We start from the raw sequence: 23,422 nt of genomic DNA on the forward strand, positions 1-23,422 counted from the left end.
CCGTGTCTGACCCATTCAATGACGAAAAACAAGAAGAAGAACTCGATCCTGCCATTCAAAATGTGCAAGTAAAGCTGAAACGCTTAATGTTGCGCTCAACGCTTGTAATGGTTTTGGGGCTTGGCGCTGTTGTTGCTGCGATCATCTATAAGATCAACCAAAGTGCTGAGCAAGAAGCCTCCGTCTATCAAGTGCCGGCGGTTGTGACCGATGCTGACGTGCGCCGTGCACGTTATCCGCTGCCTGATGGCGCTAACATTATCGATACATCTTTGTCAGGTGAAAACCTTGCCGTCAGCTATAATGATGCAAATGGCGGCGGTGTGTTGTTGATCCACGTACCGACATGGCAAGTTTATAGCGTTATGGAATTACCTGCGAAATAAGCGAGCAGTTTTAAGCTTTTTCTGTTTTCTTGGTCGCTGTGCCGCTGCTGGTTGACTGCGCTGTTTTGCTGCGGCTTTTCTCACTTTGAGACGGAAGCGCTTTTTTGCGGGCACTCGAAGCAGGGGCACGTTTTGTCGCCGATTGTGGGCGAGCATCTTTTGCAAGCTTTAAACCTTTGACGTCAGGCATTTCAATTTTTGCCGTTTCAAGTTCTTTTGCAGGCTCATCTTTTTTGGAAGGTTCTGCTGGTTTAGCAGTGCTTGCCTGCGTTCCAGCCTGCGCCTTCAATGGCGTTTTACGTTTTGTTTTTGCGGCAGGCTCTTTTTCAGCATCCAATAAAGCTTTAATGCGCGCGCCTAGAGCTCCCTCAGAATTTGGCTCGGTATCCTTCAAAATCTTGCTAACCTTCGGATCATCCTCTTCTAATAAAGAAGTAATCGCGGTGAGGCTTGCTGCTAAGTCCAAAATTTGGTCTTGCACATCAGGATAGCGCTCTAATTTGTTTTCAGCCTGAATGGCATCTTCTGATCCACCAAGATTTTGGGGAACGGCGGCTTTTGGCAATTGTGCTTTGATATCACCAGCGTTGTCTTTTCCGGCCGCTAAGTTTTTCTTTAGCGTTTTGATTTGACGTTCTGCCACTTGGTTTTCGCGGCGTGCTTCACTCAAAGCCTCGCGCAAATGTTGGACTGAAAGCTCGCCCTCTTCTTTGGCAAGAGCAACATCGGCAATTGGTAGGCCAGATTTGCTGGTAGAAGGTCCCTTGCTGAGCGTCTTTTCTGAGCGTCCAGCCAGTATCGCTTTGATGTCCTTGCCTCCTTTTTGCAATTCCAGCTTCAATTCGCGGTTCTCGCGCAGCATTTGTCTGGATCGTTGTTCGAGGCCAGCATATTGGGCATCTCGCTGACGAAGGCGCTCGTTAAGGTCGTGCTCTTTTGAGCGAATTTCTTCCAAAGCCAATTTGCTTGCTTTGCTAACCTTTGAGGCGCCATTTAGCTTTTCGGTTAGTTTTCGAATGCTTATGTTTTGGCTCGCGACTTTTTCAGACTGTTTGGCGAGATCAATCTCAACCTTGCGAAGGGCGATCGCAAACTCAGCTCTGAGTTGGTCTTTCTCTGCTGCCATCTCAGCAGTTGAAAACGGCAGCTTCGCTCTGAGTTTTCGCACAGCCGTGTTTGCGGCACGTCCCGTTAAAAAGGGAAGCGCCAACAATGCGATAAGCGCGGCTGTCAAAAAACCCGCAGAAACGTATAGGGCTATCTGTATCAATTCAGGCTAAACTCCAAAAACTCTCGCCTTTATACACGGATGAACAGAATTTTCGAGGTTAAAACGGGTTAATTGTAGGGTGAGTGGTGAATTTTAGATAACCAACGTTAACGCCCAACCTTGCGCCAACGCCGCTTCTGATGGGAACAACAATCATGTCGCCGCGTTTGCGAACCGACATTTCTACGCCGCCGATAACGACAGCAGAGCCACTAACGCCAGGAAAACGACGGTAAAGCGCTTCGATTGTTGATAAATTATAGACAAGCATCATCGTTCTGGTGCCAGCACCGCCAAAGTCCCAACCAAGCGTTGGCCCTTGCCAATAGGCTTTGTATTGCCCTGCGGATTTGGTGTGAAGGACACCCTCGCCATATTGAAGACCACCAACGAAGGCACCGGCGGCTTGTTCGCCCAAAATGTAGCCATTAGGTAAGCCGTATTTGGAAAAAGCGCGTTCTACAACGCTTGCAAGACTGCCCGATACGCCGCCAAAGAAGCGATGGCCTGTGTTGACGACCTCTTGGACACTGAACGTGTCATTGGTGTCAATTTGTGCCGCCTGTGCTTGTGCTTTTCCTGTATCTAAAACACTGACTATCGCAGTGGCTAGAAAAGCTGATACCAGCGTTGCTCTAACCACCCGTTGGGCACCTTGCTTGACTATTGATTTAGCATTTATAAAATTCATCAAAGGCTCTCATCATCCATATTTATCTAAAGTCGACCTATAAACGGGCCGGAATTTAACTGTTTGTCCAAAATGTCGGGCTAATATTTAGCCTCGAACCGAATCACTTACAGAGTCTAACCTACATGCAGTCGATCATTAAGTTTGTTCTGGGCATATTTGTGGCCATGCTGATGACCTTAGCATTTACGCCACGATCTTCGGTTGCAACAACATCAGATATTTATGTGATCAATCCCTCAACGGGCATTGCCATGCATGGATATGATATTGTTTCGTATTTCACTGAGCAGCAAGCTATTGTGGGGCAAGATTCTCATGAAGTGGAGTGGGATGGCCATTATTGGCATTTTACCAATTCTGCGAATGCAGACCGTTTCCTTGATGCGCCAGAAGCGTTCTTGCCGCAATTTAATGGTTACGGCGCTTTTGCTGTCGCAACAGGGCGTTTGGCGGATGGTAATCCTTTGATTTGGGCTCTTTACGAGAATCAATTATTTTTCTTTCACTCTGTGAGTGCAAGAAACAAGTGGGCTTTAAAACCTACTAACTACGTAGAAAGCGGGCGGCTGGAGTGGAAAAAACTAAGTCCACAGCTTGTTCGTTGAATTTAAGGGTGGTTTAGCGGTGCAAGACATCGTACCTCAACAATTATAAATGCGGATACGGGCTTTTGAGTGCCCTTTGGAGAAAAGTGTGAGCGATACTATTACTGAACTTTCAGCCAGTGACCTTGGTGCATTATTGTGTAGCAAAGTTTGTCACGATATTATTTCTCCAGTTGGTGCAATCACCAATGGGCTTGAGCTAATGGATGAGGACATTGATGGCTCTATGCGCGACATGGCGATGGATCTGGTGCGCAGAAGTGCGACACAGGCGTCTGCCAAATTAAAATTTGCTCGCATCGCATTTGGCGCTGCTGGCTCAGCGGGCGCTCAAATTGATACAGGCGACGCCGAGGAAGTTGCACAAGGTTATGTGGTATCAGAAAAGCCAGATTTGGAATGGACGGTTACCCGCCAATTGCTGCCGAAGAACCAAGTTAAACTTATGCTCAATCTTGTCATGTTGGCGCTGAACTGCGTGCCGCAGGGTGGCAAAATTACCGTTTCGCAAGACGAGAGCGCAGATAAACCAAGCTTCAAACTTGTTTGTTCAGGACCAAAAGCACGTGTACCTGAAGAAGCGGCCAATATTGCAAAGGGTAAATTTGAAGACGGCAAGGTTGATGCCCATAATGTGCAGCCGTATTATTGTTGGTTACTTGCAAAACTTTGCGAAATTCAAATCAATATTGTCAATGATGGTGATGATGTTGTGTTAACTGCGCAGTGAGTTTCACTACGCAGTAAAACGGACGTTAATTGGGAAAATTTTCAAAAAAAATCTATCTAAGTACGATATTTAGACATTTTTCACCTTAAATTTTAGCCTATGTTAACAGTTTGAATGGAAACTCAACGCTGATCAAAACCGTCCGGATTGCCGGAAATAGACATTGGTGGCGTTGGTAATGGATGACCTACTTCAAGAATTTCTGACTGAGACTTCTGAAAGTCTCGATGTTGTGGACTTGGAACTTGTTCGCTTTGAGCAAGAACCAAACAACGAGAAGATACTCGATAATATTTTTCGATTGGTACATACGATAAAAGGTACCTGTGGCTTCTTAGGCTTGCCTCGATTGGAAGCTCTTGCCCATGCTGGCGAGACCCTTATGGGGAAGTATCGAGATGGCAAACCGGTTACAGAAGATGGTGTTTCCTTTATTCTCCAATCGATCGATCGGTTGAAAGAAATTCTCGTCGGTCTTGAAGAATCTGATGGTACGGAACCTGAAGGCAGCGACGACGACCTTATCGATTCCCTCAACGCTATTTCAATGGCTGATGAAATTGCAGCAGCCGCCGCTGCAGCAGCCGCACCAAAGCCAGATAAAACAGATGATGATGCTTCAGCAGAAGTGGAAGATGATCCACTTGTCGTTCAAGAACTAGAACGCGACTTGCGTCCTGGCGAAGTCTCACTAGATGAGCTTGAACGCGCATTTATGGAAACTGAAGTCGAAGAAACACCAGTTGTCGAAGAGGTTGTGAAACCTGTCGCAGCCAAAAAAGAACCAAGTGAGAAAGCTGAAGGCACGGCTAAACCTGTCAGTCAGCAATCGCTCCGAGTAAATGTTGATACGCTGGAAAACCTGATGACCATGGTGTCAGAACTGGTTTTGACCCGTAATCAGCTTTTAGAAATTGCCAGACGCCATGAGGAATCTGAGTTTAAGGTTCCTCTCCAACGTCTCTCGAATGTAACGGGTGAGTTGCAAGAAGGCGTTATGAAAACGCGCATGCAGCCAATTGGTAATGCATGGCAAAAACTCCCTCGTATCGTCCGCGATCTAGCAAACGAACTTGAAAAAGACATTGATCTGCGCATGGTTGGTGCAGAAACTGAATTGGACAGGCAAGTCCTTGATATGATCAAGGATCCTTTGACCCACATGGTTCGCAACTCTGCAGACCATGGTTTGGAAACGCCGGATGAACGTCGTAAATCTGGGAAACCAGAAAAAGGTGTGATCGAGCTTTCTGCTTACCATGAAGGCGGTCATATCATCATTGATATCGTCGATGATGGACGCGGGTTGAACCTTGAACGGATCAAAGAGAAGGTGATCTCCAACGGTCTTGCGACCGAAAGCGAAATCGCAAGCATGCCTGAGAGCCAAATTCAAAAATATATCTTCAATGCAGGCCTCTCGACAGCGCAAGAAGTAACCAGTGTTTCTGGGCGTGGTGTTGGCATGGATGTTGTTCGCAACAACATTGAGACAATCGGTGGCACGATTGACGTGAAATCCATCACAGGCAAAGGGTCAACCTTTACCATCAAAATTCCACTCACTTTGGCGATTGTTTCCGCGCTTATTGTTGAGGTTGCTGGCGATCGTTACGCGATCCCACAATTGTCTGTTGTTGAGCTGGTTCAAGCTGAAAGCAATAGCGAACATCATATTGAACGCATCAAAGAAACGCCTGTTTTGCGATTGCGCAACAAGCTGTTGCCGTTGGTGCAAATGGGCCGCTTGCTGGGGATTTCCTCAGAAGGGGACGAGGTTAACGATAAGGAAATTTCTGATGAGAGCGGCTTCATCGTCGTAATGCAGGTGGGTTCACAATCATTCGGCGTTGTTGTTGATGGTGTGTTCCACACTGAAGAAATTGTCGTTAAGCCAATGTCTACCGTGTTGAGAAATGTCAATATGTTCTCAGGTAACACGATTTTGGGTGATGGTAGCGTGATCATGATCGTTGATCCGAATGGCGTTGCCGAAGGCGTGAGCACAAGTGCTGCTGACGAGGCTAATCGCAAGAGCGAACAAGAGCAGATCGTTACGAGCAACGAAAATCAAACAACTTCTATGTTGCTTTTCCGCGCTGGTTCAAACACACCAAAAGCTGTGCCATTGTCACTTGTAACACGCCTCGAAGAGGTGAATGTTTCTGAAATTGAGAACTCAAATGGACGCGATCTTGTTCAATATCGCGGAACTTTGATGCCACTCGTTTATGTTGATGACGAAATGCAGCGTCGCGAAGATGGATCACAGCCAATGTTGGTGTTCTCGGATGCTGGCCGCTCTATGGGGCTTGTTGTTGATGAGATTGTCGACATTGTTGAAGACCAACTTGATATTGAAGTTACGTCAGAAAATGTCGGTGTGGTTGGTTCTGCGGTTATCAAAGGTAAGGCAACTGAGATCCTCGATATTGGTCATTATTTGCCACTTGCATTTGAAGATTGGTTTACTCACTCAGACACGTCAGATGATAAACGGGTTCGCAAACTTCTGTTTGTTGAAGAATCTGAATTCTTTAGAAATATGTTGACGCCAATCATGCAGGCAGCAGGTTACCGCGTAACAACAGCTTCAAGCGTTCATGTTGCAAAAGAAATTTTGAACGAGGCTCATGTCTTTGATGTGGTTGTTGCCGACGTTGAAATGCGCGGATCAAACGGTTTTGATCTTGCCAAGATTATTCATGACAAACCGAGCTATGGTTGTCCTGCACTTCTTGCAATTTCATCGGTATGCACACCATCCTTGGTTGAGCGTTGCCGTGAAAGTCAGTTTGATGATTTTGTCGCCAAATTTGACCGTCCTGGTTTGATTGCATCCCTTAAAGAACTTTCTAATGAGCTGGAGTTGGCGGCATGAACGAACAAGAACTCGATTCAAACACGACGCAGTATGTAACAGTTGTTATTGGTGGCCAACTTTTCGGTATACCAATTGGTAAAGTGCATGATGTGTTTATGCCTGAGAGCATTACGCGGGTGCCACGCTCTGAAAATGAGATAGCAGGTGTGCTTAATCTACGTGGTCGTATCGTGACCGCAATTGATATGCGCCGCTTGCTTGGTTTGGGCGATCGCGACGAAGACGGCATCAAAATGGCTGTTGGTATTGAGTATCGTGGCGAATCTTATGGCTTTATTATCGATAATGTAGGCGAAGTGCTGAACTTGTCTGACGATAGCCGAGAAGCTAACCCGACAAATTTAAATAAAAATTGGACAAATATATCAGCGGGCGTTCATCGTTTAGAAGGACAACTGATGGTAATCTTGGACGTAGAGAAGCTACTTGGCAGTATGATGGAGCGCATCGCTGCTTAGCATATAAGTGTAAGATAAATGGGTGCCTGAAATGAAAAATTGTCTTGTTGTCGATGATTCAAGTGTAATTAGAAAAGTTGCACGTAGAATATTAGAAGATCTGAGCTTTGAAATAACAGAAGCAGAAGATGGGAAAATGGCATTGGATGAATGTGAATCCAAAATGCCGGATGCCATCCTTTTGGATTGGAACATGCCAGTCATGGATGGTTTGCAGTTCCTATCTGCTTTGCGTGATATGCCGGATGGTGAAAAGCCACAAGTTGTATTCTGTACCACTGAAAATGATGTTGGGCACATTGCACGAGCTATTCGTGCAGGGGCTAATGAGTACATCATGAAGCCATTTGATCGCGAAATTGTTCAAGCAAAATTCCAAGAAGTCGGGTTAATCGACTAGTTTTAAACTCTGGTGGCAACTAGGTAGTTTTCCTAGCGGGAGTAGTAATGGGTCGATTAGCGACTACAGATAGATCTAATGCCGATGCTGGTCGGAAAATTAGAGTCATGCTTGTTGACGATTCCGCAGTCGTAAGGGGATTGTTAAGTCGCTGGTTATCGGCTGAAGAAAACGTTGAAGTTGTAGCCCGATGTCATAATGGTCTACACGCTGTTCGCGAAATTGCTGACGTTCAACCAACTCTCGTTGTTCTTGATATTGAAATGCCTGAAATGGACGGATTAGAGGCGTTGCCGCATCTTCTTCGTGCATGTCCAGACGTCCGCATCCTGATTGCGTCCAGCTTATCTACCAAAAATGCTGAAATCAGTCTGACCGCACTTGCAAAAGGCGCGCATGAATATATTGCGAAGCCATCAACCAATAGCGGGCTATCCACGTCTAATGAATTTCGTGTCGATCTAATTACGCGTATTAATGCGTTGTGTGTTGGGCATGGTGGTCAGGCAAAAATGCTGACGGAGCGGGCTAAACCATCTGTTCCTTCGCCATATTCTTCTTTGCGTTCAAAGGCTGACAGTCCTTCTACTGATGCAAAGTCGGGCGCGAGCGCAAAAACTATGGGCGGTAGCGCTGCTTTAAACTCTGGTCGTGAAAAGCTCGATAAATTACGATCAACGAAGGCCGAAGTTGGTGCAAACGAGCTCATTCCTTTCAAGCAAGGTAAGCCTGAGATACTTTGCATAGGTAGCTCCACAGGTGGGCCGAGAGCGTTGCAGCAAGTGTTGCAAGAGGCCGCAAATGCTTTGGGTGATATACCGATTGTTCTTACTCAGCACATGCCTAAGTCTTTTACATCGGTGTTTGCAGACCACTTGAATAAAGCCTGTGGCTTGATTGTTAAAGAAGCCGAAGCTGGCGATATCTTGAAACCTGGCCATGTCTATGTTGCGCCTGGAAATCAACACCTCGTGTTCGAAAAATCAGGTGACGATACGCGTGTTGTTTTGGATGATGGGCCGCAAGTGAACTTTTGTAAGCCTGCAGTCGATAAAATGTTCACTTCAATCAGCAAACTTTATGGAAACAAAGTTCTGAGCGTCATTTTGACTGGAATGGGTAAAGACGGCGTTCTTGGTGGACGTGATATCATTGAAAAAGGCGGCAACGTGCTGGTCCAAGATGCTGAGACAAGCATCGTTTGGGGCATGCCAGGTGCTGCGTTTAACGCAGGCATTGCTTCGGCAAAACTTCCGCTCGATGCAATAGGCAAAAAGATATCGAAAATCGTTCAGGAGGGCACTCTATGACCCCTGAAATTTTCGACTTCTTCGCAAAATTTTTGAAAGAGCGTTCCGGCTTGTCTTTGCAAAAAGAAAAGCAATATTTGCTGGAAAATCGTTTGTCATCTGTAATGCGCAGTCATGACATTGCTGATCATAAAGCTCTGTTTGATATGGTGCGGAGTGACCCGAACGGGACGCTTGCTGGCGATGTTATTGAGAGCATGTCTGTTACAGAGACATCATTCTTCCGCGATGGCAAACCATTCGATTTGTTTTTGAAGCGCGCGCTTCCAGAAATACTGGATAATCGTCCTGTAGGACGTCCTATTCGTATTTGGAGTGCAGCATCTTCTTCTGGACAAGAAGCCTATACACTCGCGATTTTGTGTCGTGAGAACGCTGATTTGCTGGCTGGTCATAAGCTTGAAATCACGGCAACGGATATTTCGACCCAAGTGTTGGAAAAAGCGAAAGCCGGCATTTATAGCCAGTTTGAAGTTCAACGCGGTATGCCTGTTAAAATGCTGTTGAAATATTTCGATCAGGCTGGTGAATTATGGAAGCTGAAACCTGAAATCAAATCAATGGTTGAATTCCAACCGTTCAATTTGATGTCTCCATTCATCGGAATGCCTCAATACGACATTATTTTGTGCCGCAATGTTTTGATCTATTTCAACGTAGATATCAAAAAAGCTGTCTTAGAAAAGATGCATACTGTGATGGCGCCTGACGGCTTCTTGATGCTTGGTGGCGCTGAAACAGTTGTCGGTGTGTGCGATAAGTTTACTGTAGATCAGCAAGACCGAACGATCTTTAGAACTGATAAGCACGCTGCAGCAGTGAAACAGGTTCTCTCAGCCTAATTAAATCCGTTACACGTTTATGGTGACAATCCCCATTCGCTCCTTTTTAGGAGGGGAGGGGGCGATGTATTTTGCGTAAATAAAGGGCTGAAGAACATAAAAAACCCGCATCAAAAGATGCGGGTTTTTGTATTTGTTTTAAGAAGGTTCGCTTTATGCGCTTTGCAGAAGCTCTTCTTCAGATGGTTCACGAAGCACGTAGCCGCGTCCCCATACTGTTTCGATGTAGTTCGCGCCATCTGTTGCAGCTGCCAATTTCTTGCGGAGCTTACAGATGAATACGTCGATAATTTTAAGTTCTGGCTCATCCATACCGCCGTAAAGGTGGTTGAGGAACATCTCTTTGGTAAGGGTTGTACCCTTGCGCAATGAGAGAAGCTCGAGCATCTGGTACTCTTTGCCAGTGAGGTGAACGCGCTGACCGTTTACTTCGACAGTCTTCGTGTCGAGGTTCACTTTAAGGTCGCCCGTTGTAATGATTGACTGTGCGTGGCCTTTCGAGCGGCGAACAATTGCTTGAATACGAGCAACCAGTTCGTCTTTGTGGAAAGGTTTAGTCATATAGTCATCAGCACCAAAGCCAAGACCACGGACCTTATCTTCAATACCAGCGAGGCCTGAAAGGATCAAAATCGGCGTTTGAACCTTTGCGACACGTAAGGTTCTAAGAACCTCATATCCGCTCATATCTGGTAAGTTTAGGTCGAGGAGAATGATATCATAATCGTACAGTTTGCCGAGATCGACACCCTCTTCGCCTAGATCCGTCGTATACACATTAAATGCTTCCGACTTGAGCATTAGCTCTATACTTTGCGCTGTAGCGCTGTCGTCTTCAATCAGCAAGACTCGCATGCTAATCCCCTTGTATGATCCACCGTGTTTTCAGCCCAATGCGAACACTAGTGGGGGTTCTATTAACCTTCGACTCAGGACGCTACTCAGAAATGGTTAACAAATTCTGATTCCATCCTGCAAGGGTCTTAACGAATTTATTTTCATATCCAGTGCATTAAATATTAAGAGTGAGAAAAATTGAGGCTGCAGTCTTAAAAGTGGTAGACTGAAACACGAATCTTTTTCGCCCTTAGGCACGTGATATGGGTAAACAAATCACAAATTCCCTTTCGCATATTGTTAACGGGAAGTATGAACGAAAGGTTACCAAAGTAGGTTTTGATGGCAGAAAATGCAACTTTTACGAGATTAAACACACTTGTTGATGGTGCGACGCCTGTTAATCTTTTCGGTCGTGTGGTCGGTGTGCGTGGGTTGTTGGTGGAAATAGCAGGCCCTTTGCATGAGATGAATGTGGGCACACGTTTGCTCATTGAAAGTGGCAATCAACGCGACGGCGTCACCAAAGTTCTTTGTGAAGTTGTTGGTTTTGAAGGGGAGATTGCAAGCTGTTTGCCGTTTTCTTCGCTTGAAGGCGTGCGTCTTGGCTGCCCCGCAAAAGTTCTTGCAAGACAAGCAGTTGTAAGCCCCGGCATGCATTGGTTAGGCCGCGTGGTGAATGCTTTGGGCGATCCTGTGGATGGAAAAGGCGACTTAATAAGAGGCGATTTGCCTTATCCGTTAAGACAAAATCCGCCACCTGCCCACACGAGAAACCGGGTTGGCGAAGCGCTCGATATGGGTGTCAGAGTTATTAACACCTTCACCACCTGCTGCCTTGGTCAGCGCATGGGGATTTTTGCAGGTTCCGGTGTTGGCAAGTCTGTTTTGCTTTCTATGCTCACAAAAAATTCTGCTGCTGACGTGATTATTGTCGGTCTGGTGGGAGAACGAGGGCGCGAAGTTAAAGAATTTATCGAAGATGATTTGGGAGAAGAGGGCTTAGCGCGCGCAATTGTGGTTGTCGCGACCTCGGACGAATCAGCCCTCATGCGTCGCCAAGCAGCCTTCATGACCTTGACCATGGCCGAATATTTTCGCGACCAAGGCAAAAACGTTCTCTGCTTGATGGATAGTGTTACCCGCTTTGCCCAAGCTCAACGCGAAATTGGCTTGGCAGCCGGCGAACCACCAACCTCACGCGGCTATACGCCAACCGTTTTTACCGAACTTCCAAAATTGCTAGAGCGGGCAGGGCCGGGCACGGATGGGAACGGCTCTATAACGGGGCTGTTTACAGTGCTTGTTGAAGGCGACAACCATAATGAGCCGATTGCCGATGCCGTGCGCGGTATTTTGGATGGTCACATAGTGATGGAACGGGCCATTGCAGAACGCGGACGATATCCTGCCGTTAATGTGCTAAAATCGGTCTCAAGATCGATGCCAGATAGTACGCCAGAAGAATTTCGACCTTTAATAAAAAAGGCAAAAAATCACATGGCGACTTACGCAGACATGGAAGAACTCATTCAATTGGGCGCTTATCGGGCGGGAACAACACCGGCTGTAGACAACGCAATTGAGCTCCACCCTGCGTTTGAGACGTTTTTGACCCAAGGAAAGGGTGATGCAACATCCCTAACAGAAGGTTTCCAGGCTCTTGAGGCTATATTAAGCAATTGAGTTTACAGTGATCGATAGTGTCACGGGGAGTATTGAGTATGAAATCGCGTGAAAGCCTAATTCGTTTGAAACAATTCCAAGTTGACGAGAAGCGTCGCCAGTTATCTGCTATTGAAATCATGGTCAATGATTTTAAGCGCATGGCAACCGATCTCGACAACCAAATCTTAGCAGAACAAGAGCGCAGTGGTATCTCTGATATTACGCACTTTGCTTATCCGACCTTCGCAAAAGCTGCGATGACCCGTCGAGATAATCTTCTGCAATCAGCTGAAGACCTTTCAGGGCAGCTAGAAGCCGCACAAAATGCGCTTGGCGAAGCCGTTGAAGAGTTGAAAAAAGTTGAACTTCTAGAAGAGCGCGACCAAGGTCGCAGCCGAATGGAAGCTGAAGCTGCTGAACAAGCCGAACTTGACGAAGTCGGCATGCGCATGGCGCGCGGTTAAAGCGATTATCCGAGACACTCGAAAAAGCGTGGAGCGAAAGCTCCGCGCTTTTTTGTTTTGGGGGTGCATAGGGGCAGGTTGAGTGCGCAGAGCTAAGTCGTTACTTGGTTTGCAGACTGAACTATTGCTGCAACGCTCCGACGCAGTCATTTAGGCATGACGTATTTAGAAGGTTTCAAAGAATTCAGCATGTAGGCAACGTTGACGTCGTGAACGCAGGAAATTTCTTCATTCAAAACGTATGCTGACAATATCCTCAGAAGCCGTTTTCAATTGTCCAAATCAAGAATAAGCTTCCAACTGTTTTTCAGCCATCTTTCTTGCCCGCTTTACGCAATTTGAATCTGACAGCAGGTGGGTTTGAACCAAAGCACCTTCCAATAAAAGGTGAAGAGACAGAGCCATCTCATTAACATCAGGGCAATTTAGTTCTATCAAATCATCTTTGAACAACTGAATGATTGACTGTTTGTGGTCATTGGAAAATCTATGTGCTGGATGCTGAGGTTTGGAAAACTCAACTGACGCTTTTACAAAAATACATCCCGTGAAATCATCTGATTTGTGGAATTCTCTCTCTAGCCAAACATCGTACTTATCAAAAATTGTAAAAATTCGTTTGTGGGGCGCAGTTTTTTCTTCATCGGCTTGTAATTCTAGTGATTTAAAAAAACTTTTTGATCGGCGCTCCAGCACAGCAAGAATAAGTGCATCCTTATTGATGAAATTATTGTAGAGCGTCATCGCCGCAACATCAGCTTCTTTGGTTATCTGATTGATGCCAGTGGCGGCATAACCTTGTTTCTCAAAAAGCGTTTCTGCTGTGTCTAAAATGATATCTCGTTTTGTTGTTCTGCCCATGGTTTCCAACGCTAGTAATTATCAAACAAAACTTGAAAATATTTCATAATTTATACGTGCGGCAAAACCTATTGCAACCCATCATATCGTAGCAGTCAACCTAAAAGTGGGTGATGCTTTTTTAATCTAAAATTAGATATATCTATATACCTAATTAAATCGTTTGAAATCGGTGGCAAAAGAACTTGATGTGCTGTGGCCTTTTAGCAGTATTTTCAATTTAGGAGAGCGCAGTCTAATGAATAAAATACGACCAATCCGTATGGGTGCGAGGCAGATAATAGGCTTTGGAACAATATTAACTTTGATTGTTGCAATTACGATATTTGCTGGTTGGCGGGTAAATCAAATCGATGGCAATCTAACGGCAATGATTGATCAAAATAGCGTCGCTCAACGCTTTGCAATCAATTTCCGTGGCAGCGTTCATGACCGCGCTATCGCGATCCGCGATGTTGTTTTGGATGATGCGGTCGATGTGAAAAAAGAAATAGAACTAATAAGAACATTAGAAAAATTCTATGTTGATTCCGAAATCAAAATGGAAGAAATGTTCAAAAACCCCCAAAATGTTCGGGTCGGCGATAAAGACTTGCTTGAGGCTATCAAGCTTGCTGAAACACAAACTATGCCATTAGTCGCAGAAGTTATTCGTCTTAAGCTATCTGGCAACTTTGAAGAAGCCAGACAAACGGTGATTACCAAAGCTCGTCCGGCGTTTATCAATTGGTTGGCTCGGATTAATGCATTTATTGATGCGAAAGAAAATGAAAACCAAAAGATAGCTGCTGAAACACTTTCAATCTCTCAAAGCTTTGTCTCACTTGCTTTTCTTGCTTGTGGTATCTCTCTGATCATCGGAGGTTTTTTTGCCTGGTGGAACATTCGATCTGCACGAGCTTTAAATTGTGTGACAGGCGTTATTCTTAAACTTGCCGATGGTGATTTAGATGCCGAATTTCAATGCTCGACCAGCGGTGATGAAGTGGGTGATATCATGGCGGCAGCTTCAGTATTCAGAGACAATATGAGAAAATCTCGGTCGTCGACAGAGCGTGAAGTTGAAGAGACGAAATTGCGCTCTCGTAGATCGCAGCACATAGAACAGATGACAGGAGAATTTGACAGAGATATCTCAGCGTTATTGCAGGTCATGGCAACTGCTTCAGGTGAAATGCAGCAAACGGCTACTTCGATGTCAGAGATTGCTGATACAAGCATTTGCAAAACATCGATGATGGCAGAATCTGCTAAAAAGACAGCCGTAAATGTTCAAAATGTCGTCAGCGCCACAGAGAAACTAACCAGTTCGATTAATGAAATTAAGCTGCAAGTTGATAAATCATCAGAGATTACTGACAAGGCTGTGCAACAGGCAAATCATACAGACAACCAGATACAAGGGCTTTCGGAAGCCGCCGTACGAATTGGTAAGGTGGTGAAAATCATTTCAGATATTGCAGAGCAAACCAACCTACTTGCGCTCAATGCGACAATTGAAGCAGCACGCGCTGGCGAAGCAGGGCGTGGCTTTGCGGTGGTTGCGTCCGAAGTTAAGGAACTTGCAAGCCAAACGGCAAATGCAACTAGCGAAATCAGCCAGCAAGTGAGTGCTATTCAAGAAGAAACACGCGAAGCAGTTGATGCCATTCAATTAATTGGAACAACTATTAAAGAGGTCAACCAGATTACTGGCACCGTTGTTTTTGCCGTTGAGCAGCAAAATACTGCAACCGAAGAAATATCATATAATGTTACTCAAGTTGCCGATGCCACTCGTGAGGTAACAGTCAATATGGAAGACCTCACAACTGTGGCTGATAGTACAGATAAAGCGGCAACGCAGGTGACCAGTGTTTCCAGTGATTTAAGTGAGAAAACGAAACTTGTGAGGTCACACGTCGAGAACTTCCTGACTGAAGTTAAGGTTGCTTGATGCAATTTGTCACGGTTGACTTCATTAAGGTGTGGGATTGTTTGGTCGGCATTGCCGCCCACCCCTAATCCTTCTTCATCTTCTGAAACGCATCAGAAAACGCTGCTGCTAAAATACCTGTTGGCATTGCGACAATCGCAATCGACGTCAGCGTCGCGATGCTGGCGAAGAATTTTCCGGCGACGGTTATGGGGTAGATATCACCATAGCCGACCGTGGTCAGGGTTGCGACGGCCCACCACATGGCGCGGGGGATTGAGCCGAAGGCTTCGGGTTGCGCTTGTCCTTCTATGATGAACAAGGCGGTTGCCGTGATTGTCATGACGGTTAGGGTCAACATGAGGCTGAGGAGTAATTCTGTCGCTCTTTCATAACAGGCCACAAGCAACAACCGCAAAGCGACGCCTGCCTTGCTGTTTCGCGATAGGGTCAAAACGCGCAACGCGCGCGCCATGCGGCAAAGCAAACCATAAACACCCGGAATGCCGAAGATGAGGTCTATCCATATGGACACCGTTGCAACCAGATCTAACACGCTGGCAAACGTACAGGCGTAGCGTATGCGCCCCGTGGCACCACGATATTCATCGGCCTCACCCATGGCCCAAAGGCGCACGATGTATTCGATGGAGCAACCGATAGCAAAGATCCAATTCAATCCAATGAAAATGGAGGAATAGGCTGCGAAAATAACGGGTTCAGATTGGAGTATGACGATGAAAATACTAATCAACACGGCAATCAATATGCCCGCATTGAGCGGCGACATGCCGTCTCCCGTCCACACTTTTGGATCAAGTTGATTATAAATTTTGCGGCGTAATTCCAACATCTTCGAACCTGCTCACTTGTCTTGTCATTACCCACCCGTGCGAGGGTCAATCGGCACTTTCTTTGAAATGCCTGTCGCTTCTTCAAATAATTTCGCGGCCCCTAAAAGTGCCGCTTCCCCTCTCGGCTTACCCATGATCTGTACGCCAACAGGTAGGCCTTTTGACGTGAAACCACAAGGCACGCTCATGGTTGGACAGGCTGTCATGGTGAGTGCGAAGGTGATGGAGAACCAGTCGATGTATGTCTCGCAGGGCTTACCATCAATTTCAGTGACATAGCGCTGCTCAATCGGGAAGGGGGCGATGGAGGCTGCGGGACAGATAAGGAAGTCGTGCGTCTCGAAGAATTTCATGACCTTTTTATAAAGCTCGATGCGCACCCGTTCAGCGTCGAATATTTGTGCAGGCGTGATGTTAAGACCGCGCTCAATATTGCCGATGATTTCGGGCGCGATGTGCTCTCGGTGTTGGGCCAAGATTGGTTCCATCAACGTTGCAAACAAAACCGCGCGCAAGGTTTGGAAGGCTTCAAGCACGCCAGTGAAATCTGGAATATCGTCGGTTACGTCAACACCCATCCCTTCAAAAAACGAACCAGCCCCACCGCAAATTTGCGCGATTTCGTTCTCCATCGAAACGATGCCAAGGTCAGGACTGAAAGCAATTCTCTTTGGAAGCTCTGCCTTTTCCAGCGCCTCCACGAAGGACGGGCCAGCATGGTCAAAAGACAATGGGTCGTCGATTTGTTGACCCACGCCCGCATCCAACATTAAAGCCAAGTCGGGAACATTGCGCGCCATTGGGCCTTCCACCCACAGCGTATCCATTGCAGGCAATCGTGTACCGCGTGGCACACGGCCTGGGCCGGGTCGCAAACCCACAATGCCGTTGAAGGCAGCGGGTGTTCGAAGGCTCCCCCCAAGGTCATTGCCAGTGGCGAGCCAAACCGATCCGCTCGCAAGGGCGGCGGCTGATCCGCCAGATGACCCGCCCGCACTTTTGCGCATATCCCACGGGTTTAATGTTGTGCCATTAACGGGGTTGAACGTGTGCCCGCCTGCCCATTCTGGGACATTGGATTTTGCAACCGCGATTGCACCATTGCTTTCCAATTGGCGAACTGTGGCGTCTGAATGTTTGGCGATATTATTTGCAAAAAGTGGGGAGCCATAGGTGGTTAGAGCGCCGCCAAGATCATTATAATTTTTTACGGCAATCGGCAGGCCGCAGAGTGATTTTGGGTTTTGTGCATGAGTTTCAATATCAAACGATTTTGCTTGGGCCCGCGCTTGCTCAAAACAGTGAATGGGCAGCGCGTTGATCTTATCATCCACCGTTTTAATGCGCTTAATGGATGCCTCAACCAATTCAAGCGGGGAGACCTCTTTTGAACGCAGGTGAGCAACAGCTTGGCTCGCTGTCATTTTGATGAATTCGTTGGTTGTGTCGCTCATCGCAAAATTCCGACTTGGTGGAGTGAAAACCCTGACGTCTCTTGCTTAAGAGGATGCCGATAAAGGTCGCGTTAGTAAACGTCTATTTGGTTACGCGATTTATCTGCTTACTTGGCTTACCGTTTACCTTTCGCTGAAAACGCGGCGGTAAAGAATGCCGTATCGGAAATGCGCTGAAGGAAAGCTGCAATTAAGGCCGTTGCTATAATTGCAAAAAGGAGCCTTCCAATCAAAACGCTATAGATATCGGCACCAAGTGCAACAACGATCAAAGTGTCTTCAATTATACTATGCGCGAACCCCATGAAAATGCAGGAAAGGAAGACTTGTCTCGGTGAGATGTTGCCAGATTCCGCCTCGTTGATAAGGATGCCCGCGCCATAGGAAATGCCTAAGAATAGGCCAACGGATGTAAGATAAGAAGCTTCCCGCTCGATCCCAGCAAGTCGTAATATGGGGGATAGTGCCGTTAATAAGATATCCATAGCGCCGACTAATTTCAGTAGCTCCAGCGCCCAAAATAAAACGACGAGGATGACCAACATCCATGCCATAGCTTCTGCTAAAGCAAAGAAGAAATCTTTCCATGCGAGAGTTTCACTTATGGGTATCCAAACTGGATTTACAGGTGCTGCAAGCCAACCTGTCATTGTAAATAAGTGATGCAGTACAAGACCGAACAATAGCCCGCCTACAATACGTAGCATTGTTGTTACAAGGAAGCTTGGGCCTGCCTTCGCGATGATTTTTTGCTCAATGGGGAGTGCATGAGCAAACAAAATGAGGGCCGAAAAAATTGTCACATCTGCTGTGCTGAGCGTGGCGATAGGCACCAAAGTGAAAAGGAGCGGAATAGCGCCCCATATTCCAACGACCATTGCAGTCAGCCATGCTAGTCCCAGCTCTGCTGGCAAACCAAGCATGCCCATAACAGGAGAAAATAGAGGTGAGATTGCTTCGATAGCACCGAGCCGATTTAAGACTTCTGCGCCGATTGTGATGGGTATAGTTATGCGGGCTAAGATCCAATAAACATCTAATGCTTCGCGTGTTTTTCTTGAAAAATTGATCATTATCGACAATGCAAACTCCTCTATTTGAAGAGTTTGTAATTCAGGCCCATTCGCATTTGTGGTCAAAAATTGCTTTATTGTGCAATAATATTGCAGATAAAATTAAGCGGGATATGCTGGTCTTTATGGATAAAATTGATCGAAAACTTCTAAACCTCATGCAGCATGATGCCTCTCGTACAAATGTGGAGATGGCAGATGAGATTGGTTTGTCGCCTTCCAGTTGCTTGCGCAGGGTTCAGCGCCTACACAAGACAGGCTTTATTCAGCGCATTGTGGCAATCATTAATCCAGTTAAAGCAGGGCGTGTGATTAAGGCGATGGTCACTGTGGAATTGAAGCTACACGGTGAACATCATATGCGCCGTTTTTTGGAGATTGCGACAGCCGAAGAGGCGGTATCCTCTGCTTATGCTGTTACAGGTGATGTCGATGTCGTGCTTATGCTGCGGCTGCGAGACATGGATGAGTTTGATGAATTATGCGATCGATTGTTTCGGGACCAAAATAACGTCGCTCGTTTCCTCACGATGATCGTCATAAGGACTGCTAAGGATGAAACTGCCATCAAATTGTGATGTTTGATAAATCCTAATCCCCCACTTGACGCATTCACCCCAAGCACGCACATAAAGGCTTCCACAAGCTAGGAGCCTGCCTCTGTTTTCCGCTCAACTTTTGCTGGTCGTTGCGGCCAGCGTTACTTTTTATTTTGGGATCACTTTGCCGTTGATGGTCTTTGAGCGGCTTTTCTTTTTCGAAAAGGAAGCGTCTCTCCTTGAAATCATCCATCAGCTTTGGTTGGATCAATCATGGCCTTTAGCCTTGATTGTCGGGTTCTTTTCAGTGCTGTTTCCGGCTATGAAGTTGCTTTATTTGGCTGCAGCAAGTCTTAGGCCACAGTTGTTCGCTAGTGCGCGGGGGCTTGGATTTTTGTCGACATTATCGAAATGGTCGATGATGGATGTGCTGGTGGTCGCCTTGATTATCGTTGCAACGAAGACATCAGGCCTTGCAAAAGCTACCGCTCAACCAGGCTTGTGGTTTTTTACAGCGGCTGTGGTTCTAATGGCGGTGGCAACCATAATGGTTCAGCGTCGTCGCGCCTAAAATACGCTCTATTGAGCTGCTTTTTTGAACCTAATTTTATTCCAAAACCGTTCATGCAGATAATAAAGCACAAGCTTTGTCAAAATCTCTAGAGAACCGATTGTAACAGCTGCAGCAGTGCTGCCTGTAAAAATCCATGCAAGCAACATCGTGTCGAGTGTCGCGGTAATGCGCCATGTGGCAGTTTTGGCAATGCTGCGGCGTTTTTGGTCGCGTGCTTCACCGTTATCAGTTTGCTGCCCCCAGCGAACGCGCGTCCAAATTTGTTCATGCAGAGTGTAAATGATGATCTTGGTGATCACTTCAGCAATGGCAATGGTTGCGGCTGTTGCCATCAAGCCTGTGTTGCTGTCTGCAACTTCAATTGGCAGAAGATTGCCGCCAAATTTGAGCACAAGAAAGGACAGCAAAAAGGTGTCGATTGATCCGAGCACCCGCCATGATACGGCTTTCAAAATTGATCGTGATAATTTTTCTGCCGGCTTTTTTGTCAAATTTTTTTGAGCTGCCGCCATTGAATACGCCACTGAGGTTATGCCGCGGTTTTTTCGGTGTGAATGCCACACTCTGAACTAACACCTTGTTCCCACCACCAGCGGCCGGCCCGAGAATGTTCACCTGACTTTACCGCTCTTGTACACGGTTCGCAACCAATTGATGTGTAACCGCGATCATAAAGAGGGTTGATTGGAATTTCGTGGGCGGTAATTGCCTCATTGATTTCTTTAAGAGAAATATCAGCGAGGGGATTAAACTTCATCACCTTGTGCGCTTCGCTCCACTCAGCAAGCTTGGTTTTCTCACGGCCTAGTGAATGTTCACGGTTCAAGCCTGTGATCCATGCATCGGCATGTTTCAATTCTTTTTGCAGTGGATTGTTCTTACGAACAGCGCAGCAGGCTTTGCGGGCTTCTAGGCTTTGATAAAACCCATCACGGCCATGTTCAGCAATGTAACCGTCAACAGCAGATGTGTCGGGTTCAACTTGTTTGATTTTGATGCCGTAGCGGTCTTCTGTGATCTGCAGGAGGGATAGAGTCTCAGGAAAGAGGCGACCTGTTTGCAATGTAATGATCTCAATCGGGATCTGTTTTGTTGCAAGGTTCCAGATAATATATTGGCCTTCGCGCGCCAAGCTGGTGGTGTAAACTGGCTTTTCATAGCTGTCAGCAATCCATGCAAGACGCTCTGAAAGCGTCATACCAGCAAGTAACTCATTAATTGCGTTCACGTCTGATGGTGTTGGCATGATAAATCCTCTTTAACTGGACCCATTATACCAATCACACCCTCGTCAGGCAGATATTGTTGATTAGAGTTTGCTCGAATTGAGAAATATTGTTTTCTTAGAACGCTGTTTTTTGAACAATCATGCTGTTGAAATTGGAAGTTTAGTACCAGTGAGGATTTTAACTAGCCATCGATAATAGGGTGATGTGTGCCTTTATCCCTAGCGATATGGCCTGATATTCGAGGGTCATCGTCAATTTCAATCGCCCGTTTGTAAGGCACAAAGCCTGAGCGAATATAGAAAGTGAGTGCCTGAGGGCTATCCATGGTGCAGGTGTGGACGAAAAATCGCTTCGCACCATGATGATCGAACACGCGGCGGATTGCGTAATCCATCATAAAGCGGCCGGCACCCGTGCCGACAGCGCTTTCAGCAAGGCCGAAATATCCAAGCTCCATCATCTCGCCGTCGCCTAGTTCAATTTCTAAAAGCCCAATGTCAGCGCCGTCTTTTTGCACGGTAAAAATTTCAATGGCCGGATTATTGATAGCCTTGCCAAGCTCTTCATCGCTCATGGTGAGACGGGAGAACCAAAGCCAATCTTCGCCAACTGCCTTGAAAATCGATTTATAACGCGTCAGATCAGGCGGTGACATGGCGGTAAGGGTGAGGCCAGTATCTGGCACAGGACGAAGGGCAGGGCGCCCCACCATTTCAAGGAAAGTCGCGATATTGGCAACTTTACCGTTTGGTATGTCCGTATAGCCGTTGAGGTTTAATTCGATCAAAGCGGCGCGCGCCTCTTTTCAATGTAAGCCTGTAGCTGTGTCACGGCTTCCCCTTTGATCTTGATGCCGAGCTTAGAGCGGCGCCATAAGACATCTTCAGAATCCCGCACCCATTCAGCGTCGATCAGGTAGTCAATCTCGCGGGCATAAAGGCCTGCATCAGTGTCGCCGGAAAAGTCTTGGCCCATATCATCAATGGACGTTGCGCCGTCCATAAATCTAAATGTCCGCATACCGTAGGTATGGAGGAGGCGGGTTGCTATTTTCTGGTTTAAGAAGGGATAGTCGTTAGTAATTTTAGCAATCAACGCATCGTTTTCTTCTGCCTTGAAAGATCCACCTGGTAGCCTTGCGCCATTGGTCCATTTTGGCTGTTTCTCGCCAATTTGTTCTTCCACGATTTCCATCATGCTTTCAGCAAGTTTTCGGAACGTCGTGATTTTGCCGCCAAAAATATTGACCATCGAGGCTTCACCGTTTTCGCCTTCATCAAGCTTCAACGTATAGTCGCGGGTGGCTTCTTGGGCTGATGATGCACCATCATCATAAAGCGGGCGCACACCAGAATAGTTCCAAACCATATCTGCCTCGGTGATAGGCACTTTGAAATATTCGCTCGCTGCATCGCAAAGGTAATCGATTTCTTCTTGGCTGATTTTCACCTGGCCCGGATCTTCGTTATAATCGCGGTCGGTGGTGCCAATCAGCGTGTAGTCTTGCTCATAAGGAATGGCGAAGATGATGCGGTTGTCGTCGTTTTGGAAGATATAACAACGATCGTGCTCAAACATCTTGTTGACGATGATATGGCTACCTTGCACCATGCGAACGTTCTTCGAGTTTTCTTTGCCGACCGCATTGTTTAAAACGCGATCAACCCACGGGCCTGCCGCATTGACGATGAGCCGCGCTTCGACAGTTTCGATCTCGCCTGTTTCTGTGTTTTCAAGTTCTGCATGCCAGACACCGTCAACGCGTTTGGCTGATACAACTTTGGTGCGAACTTTGATTTCAGCGCCAGTGTCAGATGCATCCACGGCATTCAAAATAACGAGGCGTGCATCATCAACCCAGCAATCAGAATATTCAAAGCCTTTTGAAAACATCGGCTTAAGTGGTTTGCCTGTGGCATCGTTCAGCAAGTTGACTGTGGATGTTGCAGGTAATTTTTTGCGCCCGCCCATATAGTCATAAAGGAAAAGCCCAAGACGGATCAGCCATGCGGGTCGTAAGCCTTTGTGGTGGGGAAGGATGAACCGCAGTGGTCGCACGATGTGCGGTGCCATTGCCCAAAGGGTTTCGCGTTCGATCAAAGCTTCACGCACTAAGCGGAATTCGTAATATTCGAGATAGCGAAGGCCACCGTGAATGAGTTTTGTCGACCATGAGGAAGTGCCAGAGGCAAGGTCGTTCATCTCCGCGAGGCAAACTTTATAACCGCGCCCTGTTGCGTCCCTTGCAATGCCGCAACCATTAATGCCGCCGCCGATGACTAGAATGTCGTAACTCTTCATTGGATTCCCCTCTTAACTCCTAAATCCAATCTAACGATCTGACTTGACGGTGGCAATCAAACGTTTTTGTGAAA

At 46.6% G+C, this 23,422-nt stretch carries 24 protein-coding genes; 13 read left to right on the forward strand and 11 right to left on the reverse strand.

Features of this window, described 5'->3' with window-relative positions:
* Nucleotides 1–2 precede the first annotated feature (2 nt).
* Nucleotides 3–386 (forward strand): hypothetical protein, encoded by a 384-nt coding sequence (locus ABJO30_00935; GenBank protein MEP3231371.1) that lies wholly within the window; start codon nt 3–5, stop codon nt 384–386.
* A gap of 10 nt (nt 387–396) precedes the next feature.
* On the opposite strand, the gene ABJO30_00940 is transcribed toward ABJO30_00935, so the two are convergent.
* Together ABJO30_00940 and ABJO30_00945 are read right to left on the reverse strand one after the other, a co-directional pair.
* Complete coding sequence (locus tag ABJO30_00940) at nt 397–1,620, reverse strand: hypothetical protein (protein MEP3231372.1); 1,224 nt, start codon at nt 1,618–1,620, stop codon at nt 397–399.
* A 94-nt stretch (nt 1,621–1,714) separates the two neighbouring features.
* Entirely contained in the window at nt 1,715–2,347 is a 633-nt protein-coding gene (locus tag ABJO30_00945) for an EipA family protein (protein MEP3231373.1), read from the reverse strand.
* A gap of 125 nt (nt 2,348–2,472) precedes the next feature.
* Between ABJO30_00945 and ABJO30_00950 the strand changes: the two genes are divergently transcribed.
* From ABJO30_00950 to ABJO30_00980, 7 genes are all read left to right on the forward strand, one after another.
* Entirely contained in the window at nt 2,473–2,955 is a 483-nt protein-coding gene (locus ABJO30_00950; GenBank protein MEP3231374.1) for a YHS domain-containing (seleno)protein, read from the forward strand.
* A gap of 88 nt (nt 2,956–3,043) precedes the next feature.
* Nucleotides 3,044–3,685: a histidine phosphotransferase family protein gene (locus tag ABJO30_00955; protein ID MEP3231375.1), complete on the forward strand. Its 642-nt coding sequence runs from the start codon at nt 3,044–3,046 to the stop codon at nt 3,683–3,685.
* 178 nt (nt 3,686–3,863) lie between these two features.
* Nucleotides 3,864–6,566 (forward strand): hybrid sensor histidine kinase/response regulator, encoded by a 2,703-nt coding sequence (locus ABJO30_00960; protein MEP3231376.1) that lies wholly within the window; start codon nt 3,864–3,866, stop codon nt 6,564–6,566.
* The gene (locus ABJO30_00965; protein MEP3231377.1) at nt 6,563–7,027 is read left to right on the forward strand and encodes a chemotaxis protein CheW; all 465 of its coding nucleotides are present in this window, start codon (nt 6,563–6,565) and stop codon (nt 7,025–7,027) included. The genes ABJO30_00960 and ABJO30_00965 overlap by 4 nt, the downstream gene beginning before the upstream one ends.
* A gap of 31 nt (nt 7,028–7,058) precedes the next feature.
* Nucleotides 7,059–7,427, forward strand: a complete 369-nt coding sequence (locus ABJO30_00970; GenBank protein ID MEP3231378.1) for a response regulator — start codon at nt 7,059–7,061, stop codon at nt 7,425–7,427.
* A gap of 47 nt (nt 7,428–7,474) precedes the next feature.
* Nucleotides 7,475–8,737 carry a chemotaxis response regulator protein-glutamate methylesterase gene (locus tag ABJO30_00975; protein ID MEP3231379.1) on the forward strand — a complete coding sequence of 421 codons (1,263 nt, stop codon included), beginning with the start codon at nt 7,475–7,477 and terminating at the stop codon, nt 8,735–8,737.
* Nucleotides 8,734–9,579, forward strand: coding sequence for a protein-glutamate O-methyltransferase CheR (locus tag ABJO30_00980; GenBank protein ID MEP3231380.1), 846 nt, complete (start codon nt 8,734–8,736; stop codon nt 9,577–9,579). The genes ABJO30_00975 and ABJO30_00980 overlap by 4 nt, the downstream gene beginning before the upstream one ends.
* Nucleotides 9,580–9,732: 153 nt before the next feature.
* Here the strand turns inward: ABJO30_00980 and ABJO30_00985 are convergent, their stop codons facing one another.
* Nucleotides 9,733–10,434 (reverse strand): response regulator transcription factor, encoded by a 702-nt coding sequence (locus tag ABJO30_00985; protein MEP3231381.1) that lies wholly within the window; start codon nt 10,432–10,434, stop codon nt 9,733–9,735.
* A 324-nt stretch (nt 10,435–10,758) separates the two neighbouring features.
* On the opposite strand from ABJO30_00985, the gene fliI reads away from it, so the two are divergent.
* A complete protein-coding gene (gene fliI, locus ABJO30_00990) occupies nt 10,759–12,102 on the forward strand; it encodes a flagellar protein export ATPase FliI (GenBank protein MEP3231382.1) in 1,344 nt (447 codons plus the stop codon).
* Nucleotides 12,103–12,140: 38 nt separating this feature from the next.
* A complete protein-coding gene (gene fliJ, locus ABJO30_00995; protein MEP3231383.1) occupies nt 12,141–12,548 on the forward strand; it encodes a flagellar export protein FliJ in 408 nt (135 codons plus the stop codon).
* Between the two features lie 282 nt (nt 12,549–12,830).
* Here fliJ and ABJO30_01000 read toward each other — a convergent pair whose 3' ends face one another.
* On the reverse strand, nt 12,831–13,409 hold the full coding sequence (locus ABJO30_01000; protein MEP3231384.1) for a TetR/AcrR family transcriptional regulator: 579 nt from the start codon (nt 13,407–13,409) through the stop codon (nt 12,831–12,833).
* 172 nt (nt 13,410–13,581) lie between these two features.
* Here ABJO30_01000 and ABJO30_01005 point away from each other — a divergent pair, with 172 nt between their 5' ends.
* Entirely contained in the window at nt 13,582–15,345 is a 1,764-nt protein-coding gene (locus tag ABJO30_01005) for a methyl-accepting chemotaxis protein (protein ID MEP3231385.1), read from the forward strand.
* 64 nt (nt 15,346–15,409) lie between these two features.
* Here the strand turns inward: ABJO30_01005 and ABJO30_01010 are convergent, their stop codons facing one another.
* The 3 genes from ABJO30_01010 to ABJO30_01020 form a co-directional block, all read right to left on the reverse strand.
* A complete protein-coding gene (locus ABJO30_01010; protein ID MEP3231386.1) occupies nt 15,410–16,177 on the reverse strand; it encodes an ion transporter in 768 nt (255 codons plus the stop codon).
* A 27-nt stretch (nt 16,178–16,204) separates the two neighbouring features.
* Nucleotides 16,205–17,632, reverse strand: coding sequence for an amidase family protein (locus ABJO30_01015; protein ID MEP3231387.1), 1,428 nt, complete (start codon nt 17,630–17,632; stop codon nt 16,205–16,207).
* A gap of 116 nt (nt 17,633–17,748) precedes the next feature.
* The gene (locus ABJO30_01020) at nt 17,749–18,714 is read right to left on the reverse strand and encodes a nucleoside recognition domain-containing protein (GenBank protein MEP3231388.1); all 966 of its coding nucleotides are present in this window, start codon (nt 18,712–18,714) and stop codon (nt 17,749–17,751) included.
* Nucleotides 18,715–18,830: 116 nt separating this feature from the next.
* Between ABJO30_01020 and ABJO30_01025 the strand changes: the two genes are divergently transcribed.
* On the forward strand, nt 18,831–19,283 hold the full coding sequence (locus tag ABJO30_01025) for an Lrp/AsnC family transcriptional regulator (GenBank protein ID MEP3231389.1): 453 nt from the start codon (nt 18,831–18,833) through the stop codon (nt 19,281–19,283).
* Between the two features lie 100 nt (nt 19,284–19,383).
* Nucleotides 19,384–19,815: a paraquat-inducible protein A gene (locus tag ABJO30_01030; protein MEP3231390.1), complete on the forward strand. Its 432-nt coding sequence runs from the start codon at nt 19,384–19,386 to the stop codon at nt 19,813–19,815.
* A gap of 8 nt (nt 19,816–19,823) precedes the next feature.
* Here the strand turns inward: ABJO30_01030 and ABJO30_01035 are convergent, their stop codons facing one another.
* The 4 genes from ABJO30_01035 to glpD all read right to left on the reverse strand — a co-directional run bounded on the left by ABJO30_01035 (nt 19,824) and on the right by glpD (nt 23,348).
* On the reverse strand, nt 19,824–20,330 hold the full coding sequence (locus ABJO30_01035; GenBank protein ID MEP3231391.1) for a DUF2061 domain-containing protein: 507 nt from the start codon (nt 20,328–20,330) through the stop codon (nt 19,824–19,826).
* A gap of 17 nt (nt 20,331–20,347) precedes the next feature.
* Nucleotides 20,348–21,064 (reverse strand): phosphoadenylyl-sulfate reductase, encoded by a 717-nt coding sequence (locus ABJO30_01040; protein MEP3231392.1) that lies wholly within the window; start codon nt 21,062–21,064, stop codon nt 20,348–20,350.
* Nucleotides 21,065–21,228: 164 nt separating this feature from the next.
* Complete coding sequence (locus tag ABJO30_01045) at nt 21,229–21,834, reverse strand: GNAT family N-acetyltransferase (protein MEP3231393.1); 606 nt, start codon at nt 21,832–21,834, stop codon at nt 21,229–21,231.
* Nucleotides 21,831–23,348: a glycerol-3-phosphate dehydrogenase gene (gene glpD, locus ABJO30_01050; protein ID MEP3231394.1), complete on the reverse strand. Its 1,518-nt coding sequence runs from the start codon at nt 23,346–23,348 to the stop codon at nt 21,831–21,833. Before glpD ends, ABJO30_01045 begins: the two co-directional genes overlap by 4 nt.
* Between the last annotated feature and the right edge of the window lie 74 nt (nt 23,349–23,422).

The organism is Hyphomicrobiales bacterium (genome assembly GCA_039973685.1).
Classification (GTDB): domain Bacteria; phylum Pseudomonadota; class Alphaproteobacteria; order Rhizobiales; family JACESI01; genus JACESI01.

What these genes read in the sequence shown, in the direction of transcription:
- ABJO30_01000 (MEP3231384.1), bottom strand. Translation starts at nt 13,409, where the DNA reads ATGGGCAGAACAACAAAACGAGATATCATTTTAGACACAGCAGAAACG.
- ABJO30_00960 (MEP3231376.1), top strand. Translation starts at nt 3,864, where the DNA reads ATGGATGACCTACTTCAAGAATTTCTGACTGAGACTTCTGAAAGTCTC.
- fliI (MEP3231382.1), top strand. Translation starts at nt 10,759, where the DNA reads ATGGCAGAAAATGCAACTTTTACGAGATTAAACACACTTGTTGATGGT.
- ABJO30_00970 (MEP3231378.1), top strand. Translation starts at nt 7,059, where the DNA reads ATGAAAAATTGTCTTGTTGTCGATGATTCAAGTGTAATTAGAAAAGTT.
- ABJO30_01015 (MEP3231387.1), bottom strand. Translation starts at nt 17,632, where the DNA reads ATGAGCGACACAACCAACGAATTCATCAAAATGACAGCGAGCCAAGCT.
- ABJO30_01035 (MEP3231391.1), bottom strand. Translation starts at nt 20,330, where the DNA reads ATGGCGGCAGCTCAAAAAAATTTGACAAAAAAGCCGGCAGAAAAATTA.
- ABJO30_00980 (MEP3231380.1), top strand. Translation starts at nt 8,734, where the DNA reads ATGACCCCTGAAATTTTCGACTTCTTCGCAAAATTTTTGAAAGAGCGT.
- ABJO30_01010 (MEP3231386.1), bottom strand. Translation starts at nt 16,177, where the DNA reads ATGTTGGAATTACGCCGCAAAATTTATAATCAACTTGATCCAAAAGTG.
- ABJO30_01025 (MEP3231389.1), top strand. Translation starts at nt 18,831, where the DNA reads ATGGATAAAATTGATCGAAAACTTCTAAACCTCATGCAGCATGATGCC.
- ABJO30_00965 (MEP3231377.1), top strand. Translation starts at nt 6,563, where the DNA reads ATGAACGAACAAGAACTCGATTCAAACACGACGCAGTATGTAACAGTT.
- ABJO30_00975 (MEP3231379.1), top strand. Translation starts at nt 7,475, where the DNA reads ATGGGTCGATTAGCGACTACAGATAGATCTAATGCCGATGCTGGTCGG.
- ABJO30_00985 (MEP3231381.1), bottom strand. Translation starts at nt 10,434, where the DNA reads ATGCGAGTCTTGCTGATTGAAGACGACAGCGCTACAGCGCAAAGTATA.
- glpD (MEP3231394.1), bottom strand. Translation starts at nt 23,348, where the DNA reads ATGAAGAGTTACGACATTCTAGTCATCGGCGGCGGCATTAATGGTTGC.
- fliJ (MEP3231383.1), top strand. Translation starts at nt 12,141, where the DNA reads ATGAAATCGCGTGAAAGCCTAATTCGTTTGAAACAATTCCAAGTTGAC.
- ABJO30_00950 (MEP3231374.1), top strand. Translation starts at nt 2,473, where the DNA reads ATGCAGTCGATCATTAAGTTTGTTCTGGGCATATTTGTGGCCATGCTG.
- ABJO30_01040 (MEP3231392.1), bottom strand. Translation starts at nt 21,064, where the DNA reads ATGCCAACACCATCAGACGTGAACGCAATTAATGAGTTACTTGCTGGT.
- ABJO30_00945 (MEP3231373.1), bottom strand. Translation starts at nt 2,347, where the DNA reads ATGAATTTTATAAATGCTAAATCAATAGTCAAGCAAGGTGCCCAACGG.